This is a genomic window from Mesorhizobium subarcticum (genome assembly GCF_055456085.1).
In genome coordinates this window covers 5,425,492-5,444,056 of sequence record NZ_CM144237.1, presented here as the reverse complement: position 1 = coordinate 5,444,056, position 18,565 = coordinate 5,425,492, and the positions used below count along the sequence as shown (strand labels likewise).

Here is an 18,565-nt window from a genome sequence, read left to right as displayed (position 1 = left end):
CCGCGCCTTTGTTACTTGCGCAGGGTCCTTGGCGGCGCCTGCCAAGTGCCTGCGCAACAGGTCCCGCCAGCCTGTTGTGATTAAAAATGTGGCAGTGCTCGGCTGCTGCCATGATTTTGCCGCAACGCTGGCATTTCACCTTTTATCTCAACCCGTTAGGTGATCACGTCAGATTTCGTATCGTCGTCATGTTTTGTTCGCTAAATGGGAACGGAAGCGATAGACGGGCATTGTTTTGCGACGCATCTACCGTTACGTGTCAAGAAATGGTGCGGTGCACAATACTGGTATTGGGCACAATAGAGAGTTGGCGGAGTAGCTGAAGTGTCACTTCTGCAGATCTATTGGAGAGCGCTTGGTTATCTGGCGTCCGACAAAAAGCGCGTCGCGCTGATTTGCGGCGCCAATGTCGCGCTGGCTGCGATTGCGATCATTGAGTCGATCCTGTTCGGTCGGGTGATCGACGCCATCTCCAGCCACGGTCCGGTTTTTTCAATGCTCGCCCTTTGGGCCGCTCTCGGCGCCTTCAGTGTCATTGCCTTTGTGCTGGTGGCGCGCGGCGCCGATCGTTTTGCGCACGCCCGCCGCTCGGAAGTGCTCTGCGAGTCCTTCGAACGCGTGATTACCATGCCGCTCGCCTGGCACCATCAGCGCGGAACGTCCAACGCCTTGCACACGCTGTTGCGCGCCGTCGAGACGCTGTTCAGCCTGTGGCTCGAATTCATGCGCCAGCATTTGTCCACCGCCGTTACACTGGTCCTGTTGATCCCGACGGCTGTCAGCATGGACCTCCGGATGTCGATGGTGCTCTTGGTGCTCGGCGTACTCTATGTCGGTATCGGCCGGCTGGTGATGAAGCGCACCAAGGCAGGCCAGGCCGCCGTGGAGCGTCACTACCACAAGGTGTTCGCGCATGTGACCGACTCGGTCAGCAACGTCGCTGTACTTCAGAGCTACAATCGCCTTGGCCACGAGGCCGAGACGCTGCGCCGCTATGTCAGGAACCTGCTCGATGCGCAGAACCCCGTGCTCGACTGGTGGGCAATCGCCAATGCGCTGCAGCGCCTGTCCTCGACCATATCGATGATGGTCGTGCTGATCATCGGCGCTTATCTCGTCACCCATGGCCAGCTGCGCGTCGGCGACGTCGTTGCCTTCACCGGCTTCGCGACGCTGCTCATCTCGCGCCTCGACCAGCTGTCGGCTTTCGCAAACCAGATTTCGGAGGCCCGCGCCAAGCTCGAGGACTTCTACAAGCTTGAAGACTCGGCGGCCGAAGCCGCCGAGCCGGATGGCCTGCGCGATCTCACCAACGTCACCGGCCATGTCCGGTTCGAGGATGTCGGTTTCGAATTCGCCAATTCGGGGCAGGGCGTCAGTGACGTCTCCTTCGAGGTGCAGGCTGGACAGACCGTTGCCATCGTCGGCCCGACGGGCGCCGGCAAGACCACGCTCATCAATCTCCTGCAGCGCGTCTTCACGCCGTCCAGCGGCCGTATCCTGATCGACGGCATCGATACCCGCACGGTAAGCCGCAAGTCGCTGCGCCATTCGATCGCCACGGTGTTCCAGGACGCGGGGCTTCTCAACCGCTCGATCGAGGACAACATCCGTGTCGGCCGTGCCGATGCGAGCAATGACGAGATCCATGCCGCCGCCACCGCGGCTGCCGCGCAGGACTTCATCCTGGCCAAGAGCAATGGCTATGACACGGTGGTCGGCGAACGTGGCGGCCAGTTGTCGGGCGGCGAGCGCCAGCGCATCGCCATTGCCCGCGCCGTGCTGAAGGATGCGCCGATCCTGGTGCTGGACGAGGCGACCAGCGCGCTCGACGTCGAGACCGAGGATCGCGTCAAGGAAGCGATCGACGAGCTGCGGCGCGATCGCACCACCTTCATCATCGCCCACCGCCTGACCACCGTTCGCGACGCCGATCTGGTAGTGTTCATGGACAAGGGCAGGGTGGTCGAAATGGGAGGCTTTGCCGAACTGTCGCTGCGCAACGGCCGCTTCGCCAGCCTGCTGCGCGCCGGCGGCCTGCTCAACGACGAGGAAGTCCGCCGCCTCAGCCGTTCCGTACAGGGCGAGGCCGCCTGATCATCATTCTTTTACCTTCCCCTTGTGGGGAGGTCGGACCGAAGGTCCGGGTGGGGGCAGCGCCGCACGCAGCCTGCGACACCACCGCTCGATTGCCCCGATCGCGCCGGCGGTCTATGTAAAGTCGCATGAGCGACACGACTTCACGCCTGACCGGCTGGATGGACCTTGCCAACCCGACACGCTTCGTCGCGCTGGCGGACAGGCTCGTGCCGTGGCTGGCGGCGCTCGCCGCACTCATCCTTGCCGTCGGCCTCTATATGAGCTTCGCGGCGCCTGAGGATTTCCAGCAGGGCATCACCGTTCGCATCATGTACATCCACGTGCCTTTCGCCTGGCTCGCCATGATGTGCTACACGCTGATGGCGATCTCAGCCCTTGGCACGCTGGTCTGGCGCCATCCACTGGCCGATGTCGCACTGAAATCGGCGGCACCGATCGGCGCGGTCTTCACAGCCCTTGCGCTGATCACCGGTTCTATCTGGGGCAAGCCGATGTGGGGCACCTGGTGGGTGTGGGATGCACGTCTGACCTCTGTCTTCGTGCTGTTCCTGATGTATCTCGGCATCATCGCGCTGACCCGCGCGCTGGACGATGCCAGCCGCGCGGCCTGGGCCGCCGCCATCATCACGCTGGTCGGCTTCATCAACATCCCGATCATCAAATTCTCGGTCGACTGGTGGAACACGCTGCACCAGCCGGCCTCGGTGTTCCGGCTCGGCGGACCAACCATCGACCCCAGCCTGCTTTGGCCGCTGCTGGTCATGGCTGTCGGCTTCACGGTGCTATTCTTCGCCCTGCACCTGATGGCGATGCGCACCGAAATCCGCCGCCGCCGGGTGATCGCCATGCGGCGGGTGGCGGCGCGGCAGGCTAACTGACGAAAGCCGAGTTTCTTCCCGCCAAGGCTATAAGAAATTCTCTCACCCCATTTTCCCCCGCGCCGCCACCGGCAGCGTCTCCAGCACCGTCTCGCCGTCGATCAGATTGACTTCGTTGAAGAGATTGGTAACGACGCAGCAGTGGTCGGGTACCACGCGCACGCGCTCACCGATACGTAGCTTGGCGTCCCCGGAAAGCGTGACAGTGCCATGTTCTTCGCTAAGTCCTGTGACCCTTGCGTCGGGAGCGCCGAGCAGCTCACCGAAATCTTTTAACCCCAGCGTGTCGCTGGACAGCGCCTTGCTGCCGGCATCGAGAATGGCGCGGCTTGCCGTCGGATGGCTGACCACGGTCGACAGCACCGTCAGCGCGCAATCGTCGAGAGTGCCGACGCCTTTGGCGACCTGGTAGCGGTCGAGATAGATGTATGTGCCCGGGCGATATTCGGTGACGACGGAAGCATCGGCGGAGCGCCACATGTCAGGCGTGCCGCCGCTTGAGACGCGCTCGCAGGCAAGCCCCGAAGCGGCCAGCGCCTGCTTGGCAGCGGCAAGCCAGGCTTCGGCCTCGGCGGCGCGGCCGGCCGCCGGATAAGTCATCAGTCCGCCGAAGGTGAGGCCGCCAGCCTTGTCGATCAGCCTTGCCAGCGCCACCGCTTCATCAGCCGTCTGCACGCCGCAGCGACCCATGCCGGTATCGCATTCTACCAGCACAGACAAAGGATGGCCGGCATCGGTGAAAACCGCCGCGAGTCCTCCCAACGTGTCCATGCTGTCTGCGGTGACCGACAGGGTCACGCGGCCGTGCAGCGCTTTCAGCCGTTCCAGCTTGGCGCGCCCGAGAATGTTGTAGGGGAGAAAAATATCGGCCAGCCCGGCGTCGGCCATCACCTCGGCCTCGCCGATCTTCTGGCAAGTGATGCCGACAGCACCTGCCGCCACCTGTTTCTTGGCCCAATAGGGCAGCTTGTGCGTCTTGATGTGCGGCCTGAGCTTCAGCCCATTTTTGTCGGCATGGGCCTGTGCGCGGGCAATGTTGGCTTCGGCGCGTGCGGCGTCGATCAGGATCGACGGCGTATCAAGGTCGTGGATCGTCGGCATCTTCTATTCCTGTGAAAATTCGCAGGGGTTATGAGCCTGAAAGCCGGCGATGTCACGCAGCCAGCGCACCGGATCGGTGGGCCATCCGCTCGCCATCCAAGGCGCGGCAGGCGGCTGGATGGATCGACACCGAACCCGTGTTCGGGTATGCGATTTGCCAGCCAAATCCATACGAAGGGATCACGATCATGAAACGCTCCGCCATCAACGACATCATCCGCGAAGCCGACGCTTTCATCCGCTCGTTCGGCTACATCATGCCGCCCTTCGCCTACTGGTCACCCGAGGAAATGAAGGCGCGCCAGGTCGACTCCTCGGCTGTGCTGACCTCGCGGCTCGGCTGGGACATCACCGATTACGGCCAGGAGAAGTTCAAGGAACTCGGCCTGTTCCTGTTCACTGTTCGCAACGGCCGCTACGAGGACATGAAGAAGGGCATGGGCATGCTCTATGCGGAGAAGATCATGATCTCGCGCAAGGACCAGCTGTCGCCGATGCACCGCCACAACATCAAGGCCGAGGACATTATCAACCGCGGCGGCGGCAAGCTGGTGCTGGAGCTGTTCATGCACGATCGCGACGGCGGCATCGACCCCAAGGCCGAGGTCACGGTGCCAGTCGACGGCACTATCCACAGGCTGCCGGCGGGCGGGCTCCTGAAGCTCGACCCAGGCCAGAGCGTCACGCTGCTGCCGGGCGTCTGGCACGCCTTCTGGGCCGAGGGCAAGGATGTGCTGATCGGTGAGGTGTCGACCGTCAACGACGATCTTACCGACAATGTGTTCCGCGAGCCGATCGGCCGTTTTTCCAACATCGACGAGGATGTCGCGCCGCTGCACCTGCTGGTGTCCGACTATGAGAAGTGGGTGGGGTAGGGCAGGTTGGATTCGCTTTGGTCTTGCGCTACCGCGCGTGTTTGTCGGCCTTGCGATTCCCGAGCAGCAGCTTGCGCTCCAGATGCGCCCTGAGCTCGCCGTAATAGGCGGTGAGGAAGACCCCGGAATCGATCGGCTCGACCGCCATGCCGATCTTGCCCCCGATCGTCTCGGCAACGGCTTTCATCGCGAAGTAGTCATCGCGGCGCAGCACTTCTTCCAGCTTGTGCAGTTCGGCGATGCCATAGGCGTCGAGTTGCGCCGGGCTGAAATGGAAGCGCCTGGCGATGGGATCCTGCCGCAGTGAAAGATCCTCGACCAGCTTGAGTTTGGGGGATTCGACCACCCAGGTGCCAGCAAGCAGGTCGCCGATGCGCAGGCGGTCGCGGTTGAACAGCGGAAACAGCGAGAAGAGCAGCGCCCAGACCAGGCCGAAGATGGTCGACAGCGTGTCGGCAACGCCGGCGCCGCCACGCGCGGCGATGATCGACAGGGGCAGGAAAACCTCGATCTCGCGCATCAGATTGCGCGCGATGACCTGATCGATCGAGAGGCCCGCGCCACTGCGCGACGCGACCCGCACGCCGACGATCCGCTTGCCCGGCGTCGCTGCCCGCCGCCCCGCCTCGAAGGCGATGAAATAGACGTTGCGCAGCAGGAAGATGAAGATGATCCAGACGATGAAGAGCGGCTCCGCCTCCTTCGCGCCAAGGCCACCGAGGCCGAAGATGACGACAAGGCTCACCACGAGCGCGGCGGTGACGATGATCACCACATCGAGCAGGAAGGCCGCGGCCCGCGTGCCGGCGTCGGCCAGCTTGACCCTGAGATCGACACCCTCCGGCGTGACCAGGGGCCTGATCAGCGCGGCAGGGTTTCTAGCCGTTGCCATGCCGCACCATCCGCAACAGGTAGAAATAGGCGATCCACAGCGCCAGCATGCCGCCGCCAATGGCGTAGCGCGTCGCATCGCTGGTGATCGTCTGCCGGCCGATGCCTTCGAGCAGGCCGGCAAACAGAAGCATGATCATGACACCGACCATGGCGGTCGCCGCCACTCGCCTGGCCTGGGCCGCGGCGGCCATCCGCGTCAGTTCGCCCGGAAAGGCGATGCGCGTGCCGATCCGCATGCCCGCCGCGCCGGCGATCGCGATGGCGAACAATTCGGTGGTGCCGTGGATCGACAGCCAGCCGCCAAGCTCGAAACCCAGTCCCTTGGCCGCGTAGATCTGGAACAGCGCGCCCAGCATGCATCCGTTCATCAGGATGAGCAGCACGCTGGGCACCGCAAAGGCGAAGCCCAGCGCAAAGGCCAGGATCGCCACCTGTGTGTTGTGGGTAAAGAGATAGGCTGCAAAACCGGACAGGAAATGGCTGCTGCCGCTGTCATAGAGCACGCTGCGCAGCACCTCGGCGGATGAATCCGGATTGCGCCCCCCGGCCAGGCTGGGCGCGATGATGGCGTCGTACCAGCGCTTGTCGGAGGCGACCAGCCAGTAGGCAGCAATGGCGCCGATCACCGTCAGCCCGACCGACACCCAGGTCTCGCGCCACAGGTCGCGGATCGCCGCCGGCCAGTCGCGCAGGAAGAAATCGCCGACACGCTGTTTCAGCCCGCGCCGCGCGCCGTAGAGATAAAAATAGCCGCGCAGGCAAAGCGCTTCGAGATAGGCGACGAGCGCACTGTCGAGCGACGTCGCGCGCGCCACCGAGAGTGAGGACAGCGCCGAACGGTAGAGCAGCGGCAGCGACAGCAGCTCGTCCTCCGAAAGCGTGCGCGGCGCGCGTTTCTCGACACGCGCGAGCAGCGCCTCGAACGCCTTCCAGTCGGCTTCGCGCTCCTGGCGGAAGCTCGCCAGCGACTGGCGTATCGCATCGGTGCCGGCGGGCAGCGTCACAACAGGTTCTCCTCCTTGAGCTGGATGTAGCGCTCGACCAGCGCCGGGCCGAGCCGCCGATGTTCGGCCTCGATCACATGCGCGCCGAGCAGCCGCAGCCGGCCGATGACCACTTGCCTTTCCCTCAGCAGGCCACCGGCGATGACCGAGCGCGCGACATCCTCCGGCGTGACGGGCGGCATGTCGGCCAGCGTCTCCAGTTCGACATCCTTCATCAGCATGAACAGCACCAGATGCCGTTCGGTCAGCCGGCCGACGGTGCGCAGCATCAGCTCGGCGCTGATCGGGTCGACGAAATCGGTGAAGACGATCACCAGCGAGCGCCGGTCGAGCCTGGCTGCCAGCGTCGTGAGCGCCAGCGTGAAATTGGTCTCCTCGCTGGAATAGTCGATCTCGGCCGCACGCTTCTGGATCATCATGAAACTCGACGAGCCGCGCACCGCGCCGCTCGAGACGCGCGGCCGGGCGTCGAAGGAGAACAGGCTGACGAGGTCGCCGCCTTTCAGCGCAATGAAGGCCGACAACAATGCTGCCGTTACCGCCCGGTCGACTTTCGGCACGCCGTCGACCGGCTCGCACATCAGCCGCCCGCTGTCGATCGCCAGCACGATGTTGTTGTTCTCCTCGACTCTGAACTCGCGCGCCAGAAGCTTGCCATGGCGCGCGCTGCGCTTCCAGTCGATCATCCGCCGGCCCATGCCCGGCTGGTAATCCTTCAGCGACTCGAACTCGCGGCCCTGGCCGGCCCGCCTCTGCGCATGGCCGTCGGCGAGCGCGGAGCGTTGCAGCAAGGTGATCGCCTCCTCGCGCGCGCTGCTGACATCGGGCAGCACCGCCACTTTCCGCTCCATCGGCAGGACGACCTGGTTCCAGATCAGCCCGAATGGGCCGCGCCAACGCAGCCACAACCGGTCGAAACTGGCAATGCCGCGCCTCAGCGCATCGAATTCGAGGTCGAGCGTGCCGCCATTGGCGGGCAAGGTGCCGCCGGTGCCACCGACCGGCGCCAGCCGCTGATCATGGCCGACGCGCGCCTGCAACATGCGCGCCTGCCCGCCGAGGCTGGCCGCGACATGGAGGGTGAAACGCCCGCCGACACCCACGTGCGGCGGCGCTGAAAGACTGGCGGTGAGCGAGGCGCGTCCGCGCCCGGCGGCCGCATCGACCGCCAGGAAGGCGAGCAGAATGCAGATCCACAACAGGCCGAGATACCAGAAGGAGGGCAGCGCAAGCGCGATCAGGAAGGCGGGAATGGCACCCGCCGCCGCTGCCCAGACCGCTCTGCCGCTTGGGTAGATCAACGCGGCGCCGCCGTCTGGTCGACAAGGTCCGAGACGATCTGCTCCACCAGCCGCCCGTCGATCTGCGCCGCCGGCGACAGGATGACGCGGTGGCGCAGAGCCGGCACGGCCAGCGCCTTGACGTCGTCGGGAATGACATAGGCGCGGCCGTCGAGCGCGGCCTTAGCACGGGCGGCGCGGGCGAGCATAGCGCCGGCGCGCGGACTGGCGCCAACCTCGAGATCCGGGCTTTCGCGTGTGCCGCGCACAAGCGCCGCGATGTAGCCGACGACGTCGTCGACCAGCGTGACATCGCCGACGGTGGCAAGTGCTGCCTCCAGCGTCTTGCGGTCGGCCTGCGCCGTGATGCCATATTGCTTGATGTCGTGCGAGGCGGAGCCGCCGCCGTGATGCACGATAATGGCGCGTTCCTCCTGCGCGTTGGGATAGCTCACCCTGTGCTTGAACAGGAAGCGGTCGAGCTGCGCCTCGGGCAGGGGATAGACGCCCTGATGCTCGATCGGATTCTGCGTCGCCACCACCATGAAGTTTTGGCTGAGCGCATGCGTCGTGCCGTCGAAGGTGACGGCATGTTCCTGCATGGCTTCCAGCAGGGCGGCTTGCGTCTTCGGTGGCGTGCGGTTGATTTCGTCCGCAAGCAGAAGATCGCAGAAGATCGGACCGCGCGTCAGCGTGAACTGCCCGGTCTGGAAATTGTAGATGTTGGAGCCGACGATGTCGCCTGGCATCAGGTCGGGCGTGAACTGGATGCGCCCGTAGACGACACCGAGTGCCTGCGCGAAGCAGCGCGCGGTCATCGTCTTGGCTGTGCCCGGCGGCCCTTCGAGCAATATGTGCCCACCGGCGAACAATGCCGTCAGCATCAGATCGACCGTGTCATGCTGTCCGGTGATCGCTTTCGCCACCTCTTCCCTGATCGCGGTTGCCAGGGCCTTCACATCATCGACGTTCACCGAGCCTCCTTGTCGTCCAGTCATGCAGCTCCTGCGCTGCGTCATGCATTCCAGCCAAATTCCTGGAATCGTTTGCGGCGTTGAAGCGCGTGGTGAAGCCGTGGGCTTCGCCTTTGTCGCGCGAATCGAGCCAGCGGTCGAGCGCTTCGCCCTGCAGGCCCTGCGGCGCGCCGAGCAGTGCCGCGGCACGCGCACGCATCAGCACCGCATAACGGTCGCCGAGTTCCTGCAGCCGGCCAGCGCGCTTGAGCAGCATTGCCGTGGTGTCGACCAGCGCCTGCTTGCCGAAGGCAATCGCCCGGGCCTCGGTGCGCGGCGGCCCGAACCGGCCAAGTCCGTGCAGCAAGGCAAGGGCGGCCGCCGCCAGCACCGACAGCGTTAGCGCCAGGAAGGGGGGCTCGACCAGGAGTTTCGCCAGATCGTATTTCTGCCCCACGCCATGCAGCGTCAGATCGAACATCACCGCGCCCTTGCCGGGTTCCAGCATGGAGATCATGTCGAGTGCCGCCGCCGCCTTTTGCGGATCTTTCAGCGCCGCATTGTTGATGAGATCGGGATCAGTCAGGATGTAGAACGGCTCCTTGTCGAGCTCGGTGAGAACGGCTTTGCCGCCCCCCGCCGCGATCAAGGGGTGATCGTCGGCCACCCATTGCAGCTGGTCTGGCGCTGCGACCGTGCGGCCTTGGACATCAAGTTGTTCGACGGTGCTGTTGCCTTCGCCGAGCTTTGCCTTGGTGATGCGGCCCAGCCAGTCGTTGATGACTGTACCGGGCAGCCGTTCGATCTTCATCTCCCAGCCTTCATGGCCCTGCAGCGGCAAGGTGAACCATTTGGGCAGCACGAAAAGCGTGTCCTTGCCCGAACGCAATTTGACGATCCGCTCGAGTGCGGCCGGATCGCTGCCCGGTGCGATGGTGACGATCAGCAGAAAGCCGGACGCCGGGCCAACGCTCAGAGCCCTTTCGCTGCGCGCCATGGGCGGCGACTGTCCGTTGGCAAGCTTCAGCAATTCGACAAGCCCGGCATAGCCGGAGCCGCCCTTGGAGAGCGGCGTGCCGCCGCCTTCCGCCTGGCGGAAGTCAGGCGCGTAGGTCGACAGCAGGAAAAATCCCGCGGCCGCGAGCAGGCTGGCGAAAATGCCCCAGAACAGGGTTTTTCGGTTGAACGGTTCCTGTGCTGCCTCGATAGCCGGTGCGCTCATGCCCAGGCGTCCCGGAAGGCGAAGCGCTCATAGGCGCCGCGCGCCTGCTGCCATCCCTCGGCGCCCACCGGCCGGCGGGCAAACAGGGCAGCCTCGACGATGCGCGCGATCTCGCTGAAGGCATTGCGTGCCCGCGCCGGCAGCGATGGGGCCGTGGCAATGTCGCGCGACGTCAGCGACGGGCGCAGAAAATCGGGCAGCCGCCCGGCAATGTCGGCGACACTGCGCCGAAGCAGAAGATGCACCGCCTCGTCATAGTCGCCGCGCGCGGCGAGCGCGTCGGCCTCGGACAGCAGGATCTGCGCGGCACTCGCATCGGGCCGCCACGCCTCTTCTGCTTCCATCTCTTTGCTGCCGCGCCGCCACGGCAGCCGCCAGGCTACGCCCTTCGCTTCAAGGGCGACAAGAAGCGCGATCACCGCGACGCCGATGATCACCGCGCCCCAGAACAGGTATATCATGTAGGGGCCGATCTTCGCCAATGCCTCCAGAAAAGGCTTCAGCCATGCCGGCGGCGTGGGCTGCATCAGCGTCGGCAGGTCAAACTGGATCGAATCGTCCGACAGCAGCTGCTTGTGTAGCTTTGCCAGCCATTCGGCGTCCTGCGGCTGTGCTGTCACCCGCTCGCCCCTATGCATCTGCGGTTCGGCGCCGACACTGGCAATACGCCTGGACAATTGCAAGTCCACTGGACGAGGCCTTTTAATCTTGGCAGATTTACTGTCGAGGTCGGCCGTTGGGATGTGGCGGCGACTCGGGGAAAATACCATGACCACTGCGACATTGGGACAACCTGGCCGGTTCGAGATCGGCAGGGTGTTCAACAACACTTTTGCCGTCATTGGCCGCAACATCGGGCTCTGTCTTGGCCTTGCCGCACTGTTCGCCGGCGTGCCGACGCTGCTTATCCGGTTGTGGACCCAGCCGCAGATCGACGCGATGTTGCATGGCGATCCGGGCGCGATGGCGGATCCCCACGAGATGTGGCGCAATTCCTACCTCAGCATTCTCGCCGGGCTGGTTTCTTTCGTTTTCACCCTGCTGCTTCAGTCGTCCTTGGTTCGGGCGACCATCGAGGACCTGAACGGCAGGCGCCCGTCCTTTGGCGACTGCATTCAGATCGCGATCCGCTTTCTGTTGCCTACGCTCGCGATTGGCTTCCTCGTTGCCTTCGGTTCCGCCATTGCCATGCTGGCCCTGATCGTGCCCGGCGTCATCCTGTGGCTCGGATGGTCGATGTCGGTGCCGGTTCTCATCCAGGAGCGGCAGGGCGTGTTCGGTTCGATGTCGCACAGCCGTGCGCTGACCAAGGGCAATCGCTGGTCGCTGTTTGGCCTGTTTCTCATACTGATGATCATTGCGATGGTCATCCAATGGGGGATTTTGCTGATCTTCTTCCTCTTTGGCGGGATTCTGGCCGAGCTGGGCGCAGCCCTGGTGCAGACCGTGGTCTCCATGGTGCTGTCGATCGCCGCCGCAGTCAGCTATGTCGAGTTGCGCCAGGTCAAGGAAGGCGCCAGCATCGACGAACTGGCTGACATATTCTCGTAGAGAGAGCAGCAACCTGACGAGGGAGGCACGCCATGACGTCGGCGGTGATCGAACAGCGCGATCGGTTTCGTATCGGTCGGGTTCTCGGCGACAGCTTTGCGGTCATCGGTCGCAATTTTGTCCTGTGCTTCGGCCTGGCATTGGTCTTTCTAGGCCTGCCGCGTTTCTTGATTAAGTTCACGGCCTGGAAGTGGTTGGCCGGCGTCGAGCAGCATGCGCCTCAACGCATGATCTTTGCCGTCGCTGCTGGCTTGATCGCGATGGTACTTGCTGCCGTCCTGCAGGCGGCTCTGGTGCGTGTCGCCGTCGAGGATTTGAACGGCAAGCGGCCGGCGATCCGCGATTGCGTAGGCACCGCCATCTCTGTCCTGTTACCTGCGATAGGCATTTCACTGCTGGCTACTTTGGGTGCTGCCCTGGGTGTGCTTTTGCTCATCGTTCCTGGGATCATCCTGTTCCTTCGCTGGTCGGCCGCGGCTTCCGTGCTGGTGCAGGAGCGGCGCGGCGTGTTCGCCAGCATGGCGCGCAGCAGCGACCTGACCAAGGGAAGCCGCTGGGCCTTGTTAGGACTTTGGGTGATCGTGATCGTTGCCGCCAGCGCGATGGAACTGGCCATGGCCCGCATCCTTCCAGCCGTTGGCGCGATTGCAGCCCTCTCGCTCGACGCGCTCGACACCACGCTGATCTATATGCTGTCGTCAATTCTGCCGGCTGTGAGCTACGTCGAACTGCGCCGGGTCAAGGAAGGCGCCAGCGTCGATGAACTGGCGGAGATATTCTCCTGAGGGCAACGCCGCCATCATTTTAGTGGCAGCAGCTTGGACCCGATTGCACGCTTGTCCGGCACAGGCATGACGAGCTGATCGCCACATCCGCCTTGACCACCGCGACAGCAAGCTTGGCCTGCAGCCCCGGCAGCTCTTCGCTCTCGCCGCGCCGCCTCAAACATTCCACCAGTCCGTGCAGCGCCCAGACATTGTCCGGGTGCTGGGCGCAGCGCTGCACCTTGCCGCTGAGGCCGAGATCGTCGCGATAGACCTGCTCGGCTTCTTGCGCATGGCCCTGGTCGAGAAGCAGTGCCGCCAGGGCATGGCGCGGCGGATGCATCCACGCCCATGGCTCGGTGTAGGAAAGGTTGTCGTCCAGCTCGACCGCTTGCCGCAAATGGGCGTAGGCCTCGTCGTGGTTACCCTGGTGGTAGGCAAGCTCGCCGTCGAGCAAGGCGGCTCCGACAGCGAGCGAGGCGCGGGTCGGGTTGCTGAGAAAACGCCGCTCGATCGGAATGGTCTCCACGTGACGGTGGAACCGGTCGCGCTCGCGCTCGGCTTCAGCGAACTGCCTCAACGTCGCATGCGCGACACCTTTGGCGTAGTGCTGCAAGGCCGCCGTCAGCACATAGAGGCCGGGCTCTTCGACCGCCGGTTCATCGATGATCTCCTGCCAGCGGCCGAAGCGCACCTGCACATGCGACTTCATCGCATGATAGCCTTCCACGGTCTGGGTGAGCTTTGGCCGGTCAGGGATGGCGACCACGTCGCGCGTGACCAGGCCGCACACCTTGTCGGCGGCCCACAGCGCGGGCTTGTACTGACCAAGGAACATGCAGGTGAACATCATCAGATGCAGGTCGTGGCAGCAGCCTAGCAGGTAATAGGTCGGCTCATCGGCATAGGCGAGATAGAGGTCATTGGCGCGGACCGCCTTCTCGCTGGCGACCTTCGCCTTCTCATAGTCGCCGCACAGCACATGGATATGCCCCGGCATATGGTTCATGTGCCCGGCATCGGGGCACATTTCGCCGAGCAGGTCCGCTGAGCGCATACCGCGTTCCGGCATGGTGGACATCTCCAGGAGATGGATGTGCAGGTGAAGGATCGCCGGGTGTTGTGCCGCACCTGCCTCGTCGGCAAGCCGGATTGACCGCTCGCAAACCTCCAGAGCTTCAAGCACGTCCGAATTCGGCGCCGGTTCCCCTGTCTTGAGGTTCCACAGCCGCCGCACCGTGCGCATCATCAGCGCCTCGACCAGCAGGGCCATCACGTCATGGTCGTCGGGAAACTTTTCATAGACCCTCCGCATCGCGGCGGCATAGGCATCGTCCCACTGTTCGAATTCCTGCGGGCTCACCCGCTGCGGCTTCTGGAAGCGGTGGGCCAGCGCCTCGATCAACTGTCGTTCGACCTCGCTGGCGCCAGCCACATTGGCGCGCGCCAGCTGGACATGCTCGAAGCAGCGCTTCGTCGCGCTGTTGGCCTCGGCCTCGCCATGTTCCTTCCAGGTCAGATTGTAAAACGGTCCGGCGGCATAGGCGATGCCCCAGTGAACCATGGCGCAGCCGGGATCGGTCTCCAGCGCTTTCTCGAAGCACTTGATGCCTTCCTCATGGTTGAAGCCGTAGCACCAGTTGAGCCCGATATCGAACCAGTGCTGGGTCTCGGTGGAATGGGTAGAGATGGGGCGGCGGTAGCTGCCGAGGTTGAAGCGGTCCATGTCTTCCATTCAAAGTCTTGTCGGCCGCGAGCCAAGCCGTGGCCAGATTCTTTCGCCATCCATGTGTGCCGAAATCTCTGTGCATGGCAAATGCCATAAGTGGCACCGCCACTGTTTGACGAGGTAAGGCCCTGACAAGAAAAAGCCGCCCGGCCTAGGTAAGCGCGGACGGCTTTTGAAAATGGAGGTCTGAATGGGAATTGAACCCATTACGTCGGTTTTGCAGACCGATGCGTCACCGTCCCGCCCTCAGACCGCGCTGCTCTTATGGCCACCCCACCAGCACTCGTCAACCTGCCGTAGGTGGCGTCCCGTTGCGCCGTTAGGGCGGCGCTTCGTTTTGCCAACCGGCTAGCTCTGGCAGGTCGTCAAGCCAACTTTTCTCGCTCATCAAACTATCGCTGGCCCGCGGTGCAGCCTCCGTGGCGTTCTGAATGAGCCAGTCCATCCACTTCCGATAGGCAACCGGATCCAGTTGCGGCGGCAGCACCTTTGCCTTCAGCAGCATCCGCTTTCGGAAACTGGTTTGCCGGCGGAGCTTGGTCGTCGTGAATTTGATGACCTTGCCTTGGTAGTCAACCGTCCAGCGGTCGCTGCCCAGGCTGACAAGGCTGTCGATGGCGAAACCGGCATCAACCGGCCTATCCCGCCAGGGAAGCTCGACGGCATTCTTCCTCAGGTCGATGGCCCATCGCTTATAGTCTGCCCCGGCACGATGCGGCGGCAGCACACCGGCCTGTTCGAGCATCTTCCTGCGGAAGGTGGGCTGCTTCTTGAGCTGGCCGGTTGTGAATTCGATGCGATGCCCACGAAACTCGACGTGCCACCGGATTCGCCCATTGCCAAAATACTTCACCAGCCTGTCGATGACGAACTCGTCCTCGACAAGCGTCATGCAGCCTTGGCTGATGCTTTCGAGGATAAACTGGCTATCGGTGGGCATGGCGCGGTCTCGTGGAGTAACCTCAGGAAGCATGGCGATGCAAAATGAACCGAGGCTAAACTACCCACCAAACCATTATTCTTATTGTGGGATTTTGGCTGGGGAACCTGGATTCGAACCAGGACTAACGGAGTCAGAGTCCGTGGGTCTACCGTTAACCTATTCCCCAAAAAGCCTTTGAAATCAAGGCTTTGGCCGAACGAGCGAAAAGCGGTTAGACACTTTTCTTGCGCGGGTTAGCCAAAACCCGTTCTCGTTTCGGGCTGGCTTGTATCACATTCGCCATGTCGATCAAGACCCCTGACACGTCTGCGGACGAAGAATAATGCTCGGCCATCTCGATCGTCTCCTGGCCGAGGAAGTTCTTGATATCCTCCAGCTTGTAGCCGAGCGTCCGCAGTTCCGCTGCGACCGTGTGGCGAAGGCCGTGCATGGTCAGGCCTTCGCCGGCAATGCCTTTGTCGACGCATTTGGCGAAGAATTTCCGAATCGAGGCGGTGAAGCCCATCTCCGTCCAGGGCTGGCGGTCCGAATTGAGGCACAGCATCGTGACGTCGATCTCGGCGATCGGCCATGCGGCCAGCGCGTCATCGAGAATGCGCTTCAACTCGCCCAGCGCCGGCAGCTTCATCAGCTTGCCGTTCTTGCTCGCCCTGAACGAGATGTAGCCGTCGCGGTATGCCATGCGCGGCAAGCGCAGGATGTCGCCCCGGCGAATGCCGAGGAAACGGGCGAGGGCGAGGGGAACCTTATAATGCAGCGGTGCCGCAGCCAGCACGTCGACACGCTCCGCCTTCGTCCACGGCCGGTTTTCCTTGCGGCGGTCGGCCGGGATCTTGGCCTTCTCCAGTTCGAGGCACGGATTGGCGCTCACCAGCCCGTATTCCTTGCCGTGCCTGAAGGCCGACGACAGCATCGCCATCATATGGTTGGTGAAGGCGCCACGACGTGTCTTGACCGTCTTGTCGCGCAGCTTGGCCATGAAGGCGGAATCGATCAGCGAGAGCGGCGTCCCGGTGATCGGCTTCAGATGGTCCATGTATTTGAGGTAGTCGGACCGGGTCCGGGGCGCGAGGTCGGTGAATTTCGGCGACTTCTTGTAGCTTGCCAGCAGCCCGCCCAGCGTTCCGGCCTCGGGCTTTAGAGGCGCATGTAGCTTGTCGAGGCGATGGACCTCGGCGGCAAGAGCCTGGGCGGTCAATTTCGGGTCGATTGGCGTGCCGCTTTTGCGGTGATAGGCACGTTCGTTGCCCAGCCTGTCCTTGTAGCGTTTAACGCCCGTAATCTTCACTCGCATCGAGAAGCCCCAGCCAATCGTCGCCGCTCAACGGCAGCGAATCGTCCTTGCTATCCAACCACTTGTCAAGCGCCCGCACATCGTAGCGCACAAGGCTGCCGATCCGGACCGGCGCCACCTTGACGTGCGCTTTCAGCCATTCGATCGAAGCGCCGCCGCAATATTGCGCGGCCTCGGCCGGCGAGAGCATGCGCCTGGCGGGCAGGGGGACGGATCGTGACGTCATCGCGGCTCGCCGCTCAAGCCCGCACGGCAATGCCGAGATAGCGGTTCAGCCGTTCGACAAAGGCGAGCTCGGCCTTCATGGCTCCCCATGGCTCGATGGCGCCGGTGAGCCTGGGCGGTGGCAGGTCGTTGCGGACGAGGGGAATGCCTGTCCTGGAACCGTAAAGCGCGCGCGCTTCGGCCGTGCACATGCGCTCATCCATCTCGGCGACCAGCCTGGCGTAAACCGGCGCGATCGGCGGCAGCCGCGCCGCCTCGAGAATCGGGGCATCGAGCGCCGCCTTGGCCCGCCTGATGCCCTCGACCACAGCGCCATGGGCAAGCTCGGCCGGCACGCCCCGCTCGACCAGGTACGCGGCGGTGCGCAGATCGAATTCGATGACGACGGGGCGGCCGATATCGCCGAGAAGATATTCGTGGCCGTCATGCAGCAGAAAGTAACCGGCAAGGACGGCATCGCTGTTCTCGCGAAACAGAGCGTCGGCGCCCATGACGCAGTGCTGCGCGACCGACACGGCGGCGCCCCGATGCCGGCCATTGAAGCGGGAAGCCTTCGACAGGGTGCTGGCCAGATGGGCAAAGTCGATCTGCTCGGCGCGGATTTCGGCGAGGTCGGCGACCTGCGCATCGAACATGACGATGGGTGCCTTCGCCGGTGTTTCGGAAGAGCGTGCCGCCTGCTGAGCGGCGCGGCGTTCGTCTTTCGACAGGACTTTGGCGGGCTCGCTCATTGGCCGGCCTCCGGAAGACTTGTCTCGACCTTGCGGATCACGGTCTGGCGAATGGCCGGGAAGATCGGCAGCCGGTCCAGATAGGAGGCGAGTACCTCGAGGCAGCGTTCCCGCTGGCCAGCCCAGGGATCAAGGACCAGGGCCGCGCGCGCCGTGCAATAGCGCCCCCAGTACACGAGCAGGGCCTGGGTCTCCGACGTATCGCGCGGCAGAGGCGGTCTGTGCGGCAGGGGCGTGCAGGCCTTGGCGATGAGGTCCGGCACCATGTCGGGGCGGCTGCGAATGTCGCGCACGGAAGCGGCGTTGGCGCGCTTCGCGGCGGCGTCCCTGAACTCGACGATTTCGGCCCAGGTGAAACCGGCGCCGATCAGATCACGTGATCGCACGCCGCCGGCCGCAGCGAAGAGATCGCGCATGGTCTCGGCCATCTCGAGGCAACGGGGATGGGAATCCTCGGCGTCGTCGGGCAGCGCGGGCAAAGCGTCAGGCATGCCGTATTCAGCGTCAAACATGGGCGGTCTCCAGGTTGGGGGTAGGGAGGGCGTCACGGCACAAGGCCAAGCACGATCGCCAAGCAGAACAGGATGGCTGCCAACGCGGTGAGCGGGGGCAGTTCCCTGACGAGCCTGGCGTGGTAAAGCTCTGTATTCAGCAAGCGCGGGAGGCTTTGCGGATGAGGCGATGGCTGGTAGCGGCGCTGCTTGGCGCGATGGGGACGGAGCAGGCGTTCGCCTATTCCGACGAACAGATGAACGTTATGTCCCACATCGGCCAAGCCATCGCGGCAACAAGGATCTGCTCCAGGGTCAAGGTCCGCGACAGCGCCGCCGCAATCATGCTGGCGGCCTATGAGGTCAAGCTCGACGATCCCGTTGTCGCCGGCGTTGTGAAAAGCAAGATCGACGAGACGGTCGCTGCGTGGGCGGGCAAGAGCGAGGATCTGGCGTGTGCCGCCGTGCTCATGCTCTACGGCCCCGCCGGCTCCAACGTCCCCAATTTGCTTCTGGTCAAGGATTGAGTT

19 protein-coding genes and 2 tRNA genes are annotated in these 18,565 nt (G+C 63.7%); 6 read left to right on the top strand and 15 right to left on the bottom strand.

The features are described from left to right. Nucleotides 1-324: 324 nt before the first annotated feature. Both ACZYHG_RS26755 and ACZYHG_RS26750 read left to right on the top strand, forming a co-directional pair. Nucleotides 325-2,097 carry a glucan ABC transporter ATP-binding protein/ permease gene (locus tag ACZYHG_RS26755; protein WP_464611114.1) on the top strand — a complete coding sequence of 591 codons (1,773 nt, stop codon included), beginning with the start codon at nt 325-327 and terminating at the stop codon, nt 2,095-2,097. 128 nt (nt 2,098-2,225) lie between these two features. Then, nucleotides 2,226-2,978, top strand: a complete 753-nt coding sequence (locus tag ACZYHG_RS26750) for a heme ABC transporter permease (protein ID WP_464611113.1) — start codon at nt 2,226-2,228, stop codon at nt 2,976-2,978. Nucleotides 2,979-3,020: 42 nt separating this feature from the next. Here the strand turns inward: ACZYHG_RS26750 and ACZYHG_RS26745 are convergent, their stop codons facing one another. Further along, nucleotides 3,021-4,079: a D-TA family PLP-dependent enzyme gene (locus ACZYHG_RS26745; RefSeq protein ID WP_464611112.1), complete on the bottom strand. Its 1,059-nt coding sequence runs from the start codon at nt 4,077-4,079 to the stop codon at nt 3,021-3,023. Between the two features lie 188 nt (nt 4,080-4,267). Here ACZYHG_RS26745 and ACZYHG_RS26740 point away from each other — a divergent pair, with 188 nt between their 5' ends. Beyond that, nucleotides 4,268-4,954, top strand: a complete 687-nt coding sequence (locus tag ACZYHG_RS26740) for a D-lyxose/D-mannose family sugar isomerase (protein WP_464611111.1) — start codon at nt 4,268-4,270, stop codon at nt 4,952-4,954. A 28-nt stretch (nt 4,955-4,982) separates the two neighbouring features. Here the strand turns inward: ACZYHG_RS26740 and ACZYHG_RS26735 are convergent, their stop codons facing one another. The 6 genes from ACZYHG_RS26735 to ACZYHG_RS26710 are packed head-to-tail and all read right to left on the bottom strand — an operon-like array spanning nt 4,983 to nt 10,984. Continuing rightward, nucleotides 4,983-5,846 carry an RDD family protein gene (locus ACZYHG_RS26735; RefSeq protein WP_464611110.1) on the bottom strand — a complete coding sequence of 288 codons (864 nt, stop codon included), beginning with the start codon at nt 5,844-5,846 and terminating at the stop codon, nt 4,983-4,985. Continuing rightward, nucleotides 5,833-6,852 carry a stage II sporulation protein M gene (locus tag ACZYHG_RS26730; protein ID WP_464611109.1) on the bottom strand — a complete coding sequence of 340 codons (1,020 nt, stop codon included), beginning with the start codon at nt 6,850-6,852 and terminating at the stop codon, nt 5,833-5,835. Before ACZYHG_RS26730 ends, ACZYHG_RS26735 begins: the two co-directional genes overlap by 14 nt. Continuing rightward, nucleotides 6,849-8,153, bottom strand: a complete 1,305-nt coding sequence (locus tag ACZYHG_RS26725; protein WP_464611108.1) for a DUF58 domain-containing protein — start codon at nt 8,151-8,153, stop codon at nt 6,849-6,851. Before ACZYHG_RS26725 ends, ACZYHG_RS26730 begins: the two co-directional genes overlap by 4 nt. Further along, entirely contained in the window at nt 8,150-9,106 is a 957-nt protein-coding gene (locus ACZYHG_RS26720) for an AAA family ATPase (RefSeq protein WP_464611107.1), read from the bottom strand. Before ACZYHG_RS26720 ends, ACZYHG_RS26725 begins: the two co-directional genes overlap by 4 nt. Further along, nucleotides 9,093-10,307 carry a DUF4350 domain-containing protein gene (locus ACZYHG_RS26715; protein WP_464611106.1) on the bottom strand — a complete coding sequence of 405 codons (1,215 nt, stop codon included), beginning with the start codon at nt 10,305-10,307 and terminating at the stop codon, nt 9,093-9,095. The genes ACZYHG_RS26720 and ACZYHG_RS26715 overlap by 14 nt, the downstream gene beginning before the upstream one ends. Beyond that, nucleotides 10,304-10,984 (bottom strand): DUF4129 domain-containing protein, encoded by a 681-nt coding sequence (locus ACZYHG_RS26710; protein WP_464611105.1) that lies wholly within the window; start codon nt 10,982-10,984, stop codon nt 10,304-10,306. The genes ACZYHG_RS26715 and ACZYHG_RS26710 overlap by 4 nt, the downstream gene beginning before the upstream one ends. 91 nt (nt 10,985-11,075) lie before the next feature. Here ACZYHG_RS26710 and ACZYHG_RS26705 point away from each other — a divergent pair, with 91 nt between their 5' ends. Both ACZYHG_RS26705 and ACZYHG_RS26700 read left to right on the top strand, forming a co-directional pair. Beyond that, nucleotides 11,076-11,858, top strand: a complete 783-nt coding sequence (locus tag ACZYHG_RS26705) for a YciC family protein (protein WP_464611104.1) — start codon at nt 11,076-11,078, stop codon at nt 11,856-11,858. A 32-nt stretch (nt 11,859-11,890) separates the two neighbouring features. Next, nucleotides 11,891-12,643, top strand: coding sequence for a hypothetical protein (locus ACZYHG_RS26700; RefSeq protein ID WP_464611103.1), 753 nt, complete (start codon nt 11,891-11,893; stop codon nt 12,641-12,643). A 19-nt stretch (nt 12,644-12,662) separates the two neighbouring features. Here the strand turns inward: ACZYHG_RS26700 and ACZYHG_RS26695 are convergent, their stop codons facing one another. The 8 genes from ACZYHG_RS26695 to ACZYHG_RS26660 form a co-directional block, all read right to left on the bottom strand. Continuing rightward, nucleotides 12,663-14,348: a hypothetical protein gene (locus ACZYHG_RS26695; RefSeq protein ID WP_464611102.1), complete on the bottom strand. Its 1,686-nt coding sequence runs from the start codon at nt 14,346-14,348 to the stop codon at nt 12,663-12,665. A gap of 182 nt (nt 14,349-14,530) precedes the next feature. Continuing rightward, nucleotides 14,531-14,604 (bottom strand) — tRNA-Cys (locus ACZYHG_RS26690). 66 nt (nt 14,605-14,670) lie between these two features. Continuing rightward, a complete protein-coding gene (locus ACZYHG_RS26685; RefSeq protein ID WP_464611101.1) occupies nt 14,671-15,291 on the bottom strand; it encodes a hypothetical protein in 621 nt (206 codons plus the stop codon). Nucleotides 15,292-15,386: 95 nt separating this feature from the next. Then, nucleotides 15,387-15,460, bottom strand: a tRNA-Gln gene (locus ACZYHG_RS26680). Between the two features lie 45 nt (nt 15,461-15,505). Beyond that, nucleotides 15,506-16,588 carry a tyrosine-type recombinase/integrase gene (locus ACZYHG_RS26675; RefSeq protein WP_464611100.1) on the bottom strand — a complete coding sequence of 361 codons (1,083 nt, stop codon included), beginning with the start codon at nt 16,586-16,588 and terminating at the stop codon, nt 15,506-15,508. Further along, nucleotides 16,563-16,814 (bottom strand): hypothetical protein, encoded by a 252-nt coding sequence (locus tag ACZYHG_RS26670; protein ID WP_464611099.1) that lies wholly within the window; start codon nt 16,812-16,814, stop codon nt 16,563-16,565. The genes ACZYHG_RS26675 and ACZYHG_RS26670 overlap by 26 nt, the downstream gene beginning before the upstream one ends. A 13-nt stretch (nt 16,815-16,827) precedes the next feature. Continuing rightward, entirely contained in the window at nt 16,828-17,544 is a 717-nt protein-coding gene (locus tag ACZYHG_RS26665) for a hypothetical protein (RefSeq protein ID WP_464611098.1), read from the bottom strand. Then, entirely contained in the window at nt 17,541-18,056 is a 516-nt protein-coding gene (locus ACZYHG_RS26660) for a hypothetical protein (protein WP_464611097.1), read from the bottom strand. Before ACZYHG_RS26660 ends, ACZYHG_RS26665 begins: the two co-directional genes overlap by 4 nt. A gap of 161 nt (nt 18,057-18,217) precedes the next feature. Here ACZYHG_RS26660 and ACZYHG_RS26655 point away from each other — a divergent pair, with 161 nt between their 5' ends. Further along, nucleotides 18,218-18,562: a hypothetical protein gene (locus ACZYHG_RS26655; protein ID WP_464611096.1), complete on the top strand. Its 345-nt coding sequence runs from the start codon at nt 18,218-18,220 to the stop codon at nt 18,560-18,562. Nucleotides 18,563-18,565 lie beyond the last annotated feature (3 nt).

Coding starts and splice junctions, on each gene's coding strand:
- ACZYHG_RS26750 (WP_464611113.1), top strand. CDS start 2,226: ATGAGCGACACGACTTCACGCCTGACCGGCTGGATGGACCTTGCCAAC.
- ACZYHG_RS26745 (WP_464611112.1), bottom strand. CDS start 4,079: ATGCCGACGATCCACGACCTTGATACGCCGTCGATCCTGATCGACGCC.
- ACZYHG_RS26740 (WP_464611111.1), top strand. CDS start 4,268: ATGAAACGCTCCGCCATCAACGACATCATCCGCGAAGCCGACGCTTTC.
- ACZYHG_RS26735 (WP_464611110.1), bottom strand. CDS start 5,846: ATGGCAACGGCTAGAAACCCTGCCGCGCTGATCAGGCCCCTGGTCACG.
- ACZYHG_RS26715 (WP_464611106.1), bottom strand. CDS start 10,307: ATGAGCGCACCGGCTATCGAGGCAGCACAGGAACCGTTCAACCGAAAA.
- ACZYHG_RS26705 (WP_464611104.1), top strand. CDS start 11,076: ATGACCACTGCGACATTGGGACAACCTGGCCGGTTCGAGATCGGCAGG.
- ACZYHG_RS26700 (WP_464611103.1), top strand. CDS start 11,891: ATGACGTCGGCGGTGATCGAACAGCGCGATCGGTTTCGTATCGGTCGG.
- ACZYHG_RS26695 (WP_464611102.1), bottom strand. CDS start 14,348: ATGGACCGCTTCAACCTCGGCAGCTACCGCCGCCCCATCTCTACCCAT.
- ACZYHG_RS26685 (WP_464611101.1), bottom strand. CDS start 15,291: ATGCCCACCGATAGCCAGTTTATCCTCGAAAGCATCAGCCAAGGCTGC.
- ACZYHG_RS26675 (WP_464611100.1), bottom strand. CDS start 16,588: ATGCGAGTGAAGATTACGGGCGTTAAACGCTACAAGGACAGGCTGGGC.
- ACZYHG_RS26670 (WP_464611099.1), bottom strand. CDS start 16,814: ATGACGTCACGATCCGTCCCCCTGCCCGCCAGGCGCATGCTCTCGCCG.
- ACZYHG_RS26665 (WP_464611098.1), bottom strand. CDS start 17,544: ATGAGCGAGCCCGCCAAAGTCCTGTCGAAAGACGAACGCCGCGCCGCT.
- ACZYHG_RS26660 (WP_464611097.1), bottom strand. CDS start 18,056: ATGTTTGACGCTGAATACGGCATGCCTGACGCTTTGCCCGCGCTGCCC.
- ACZYHG_RS26655 (WP_464611096.1), top strand. CDS start 18,218: ATGAGGCGATGGCTGGTAGCGGCGCTGCTTGGCGCGATGGGGACGGAG.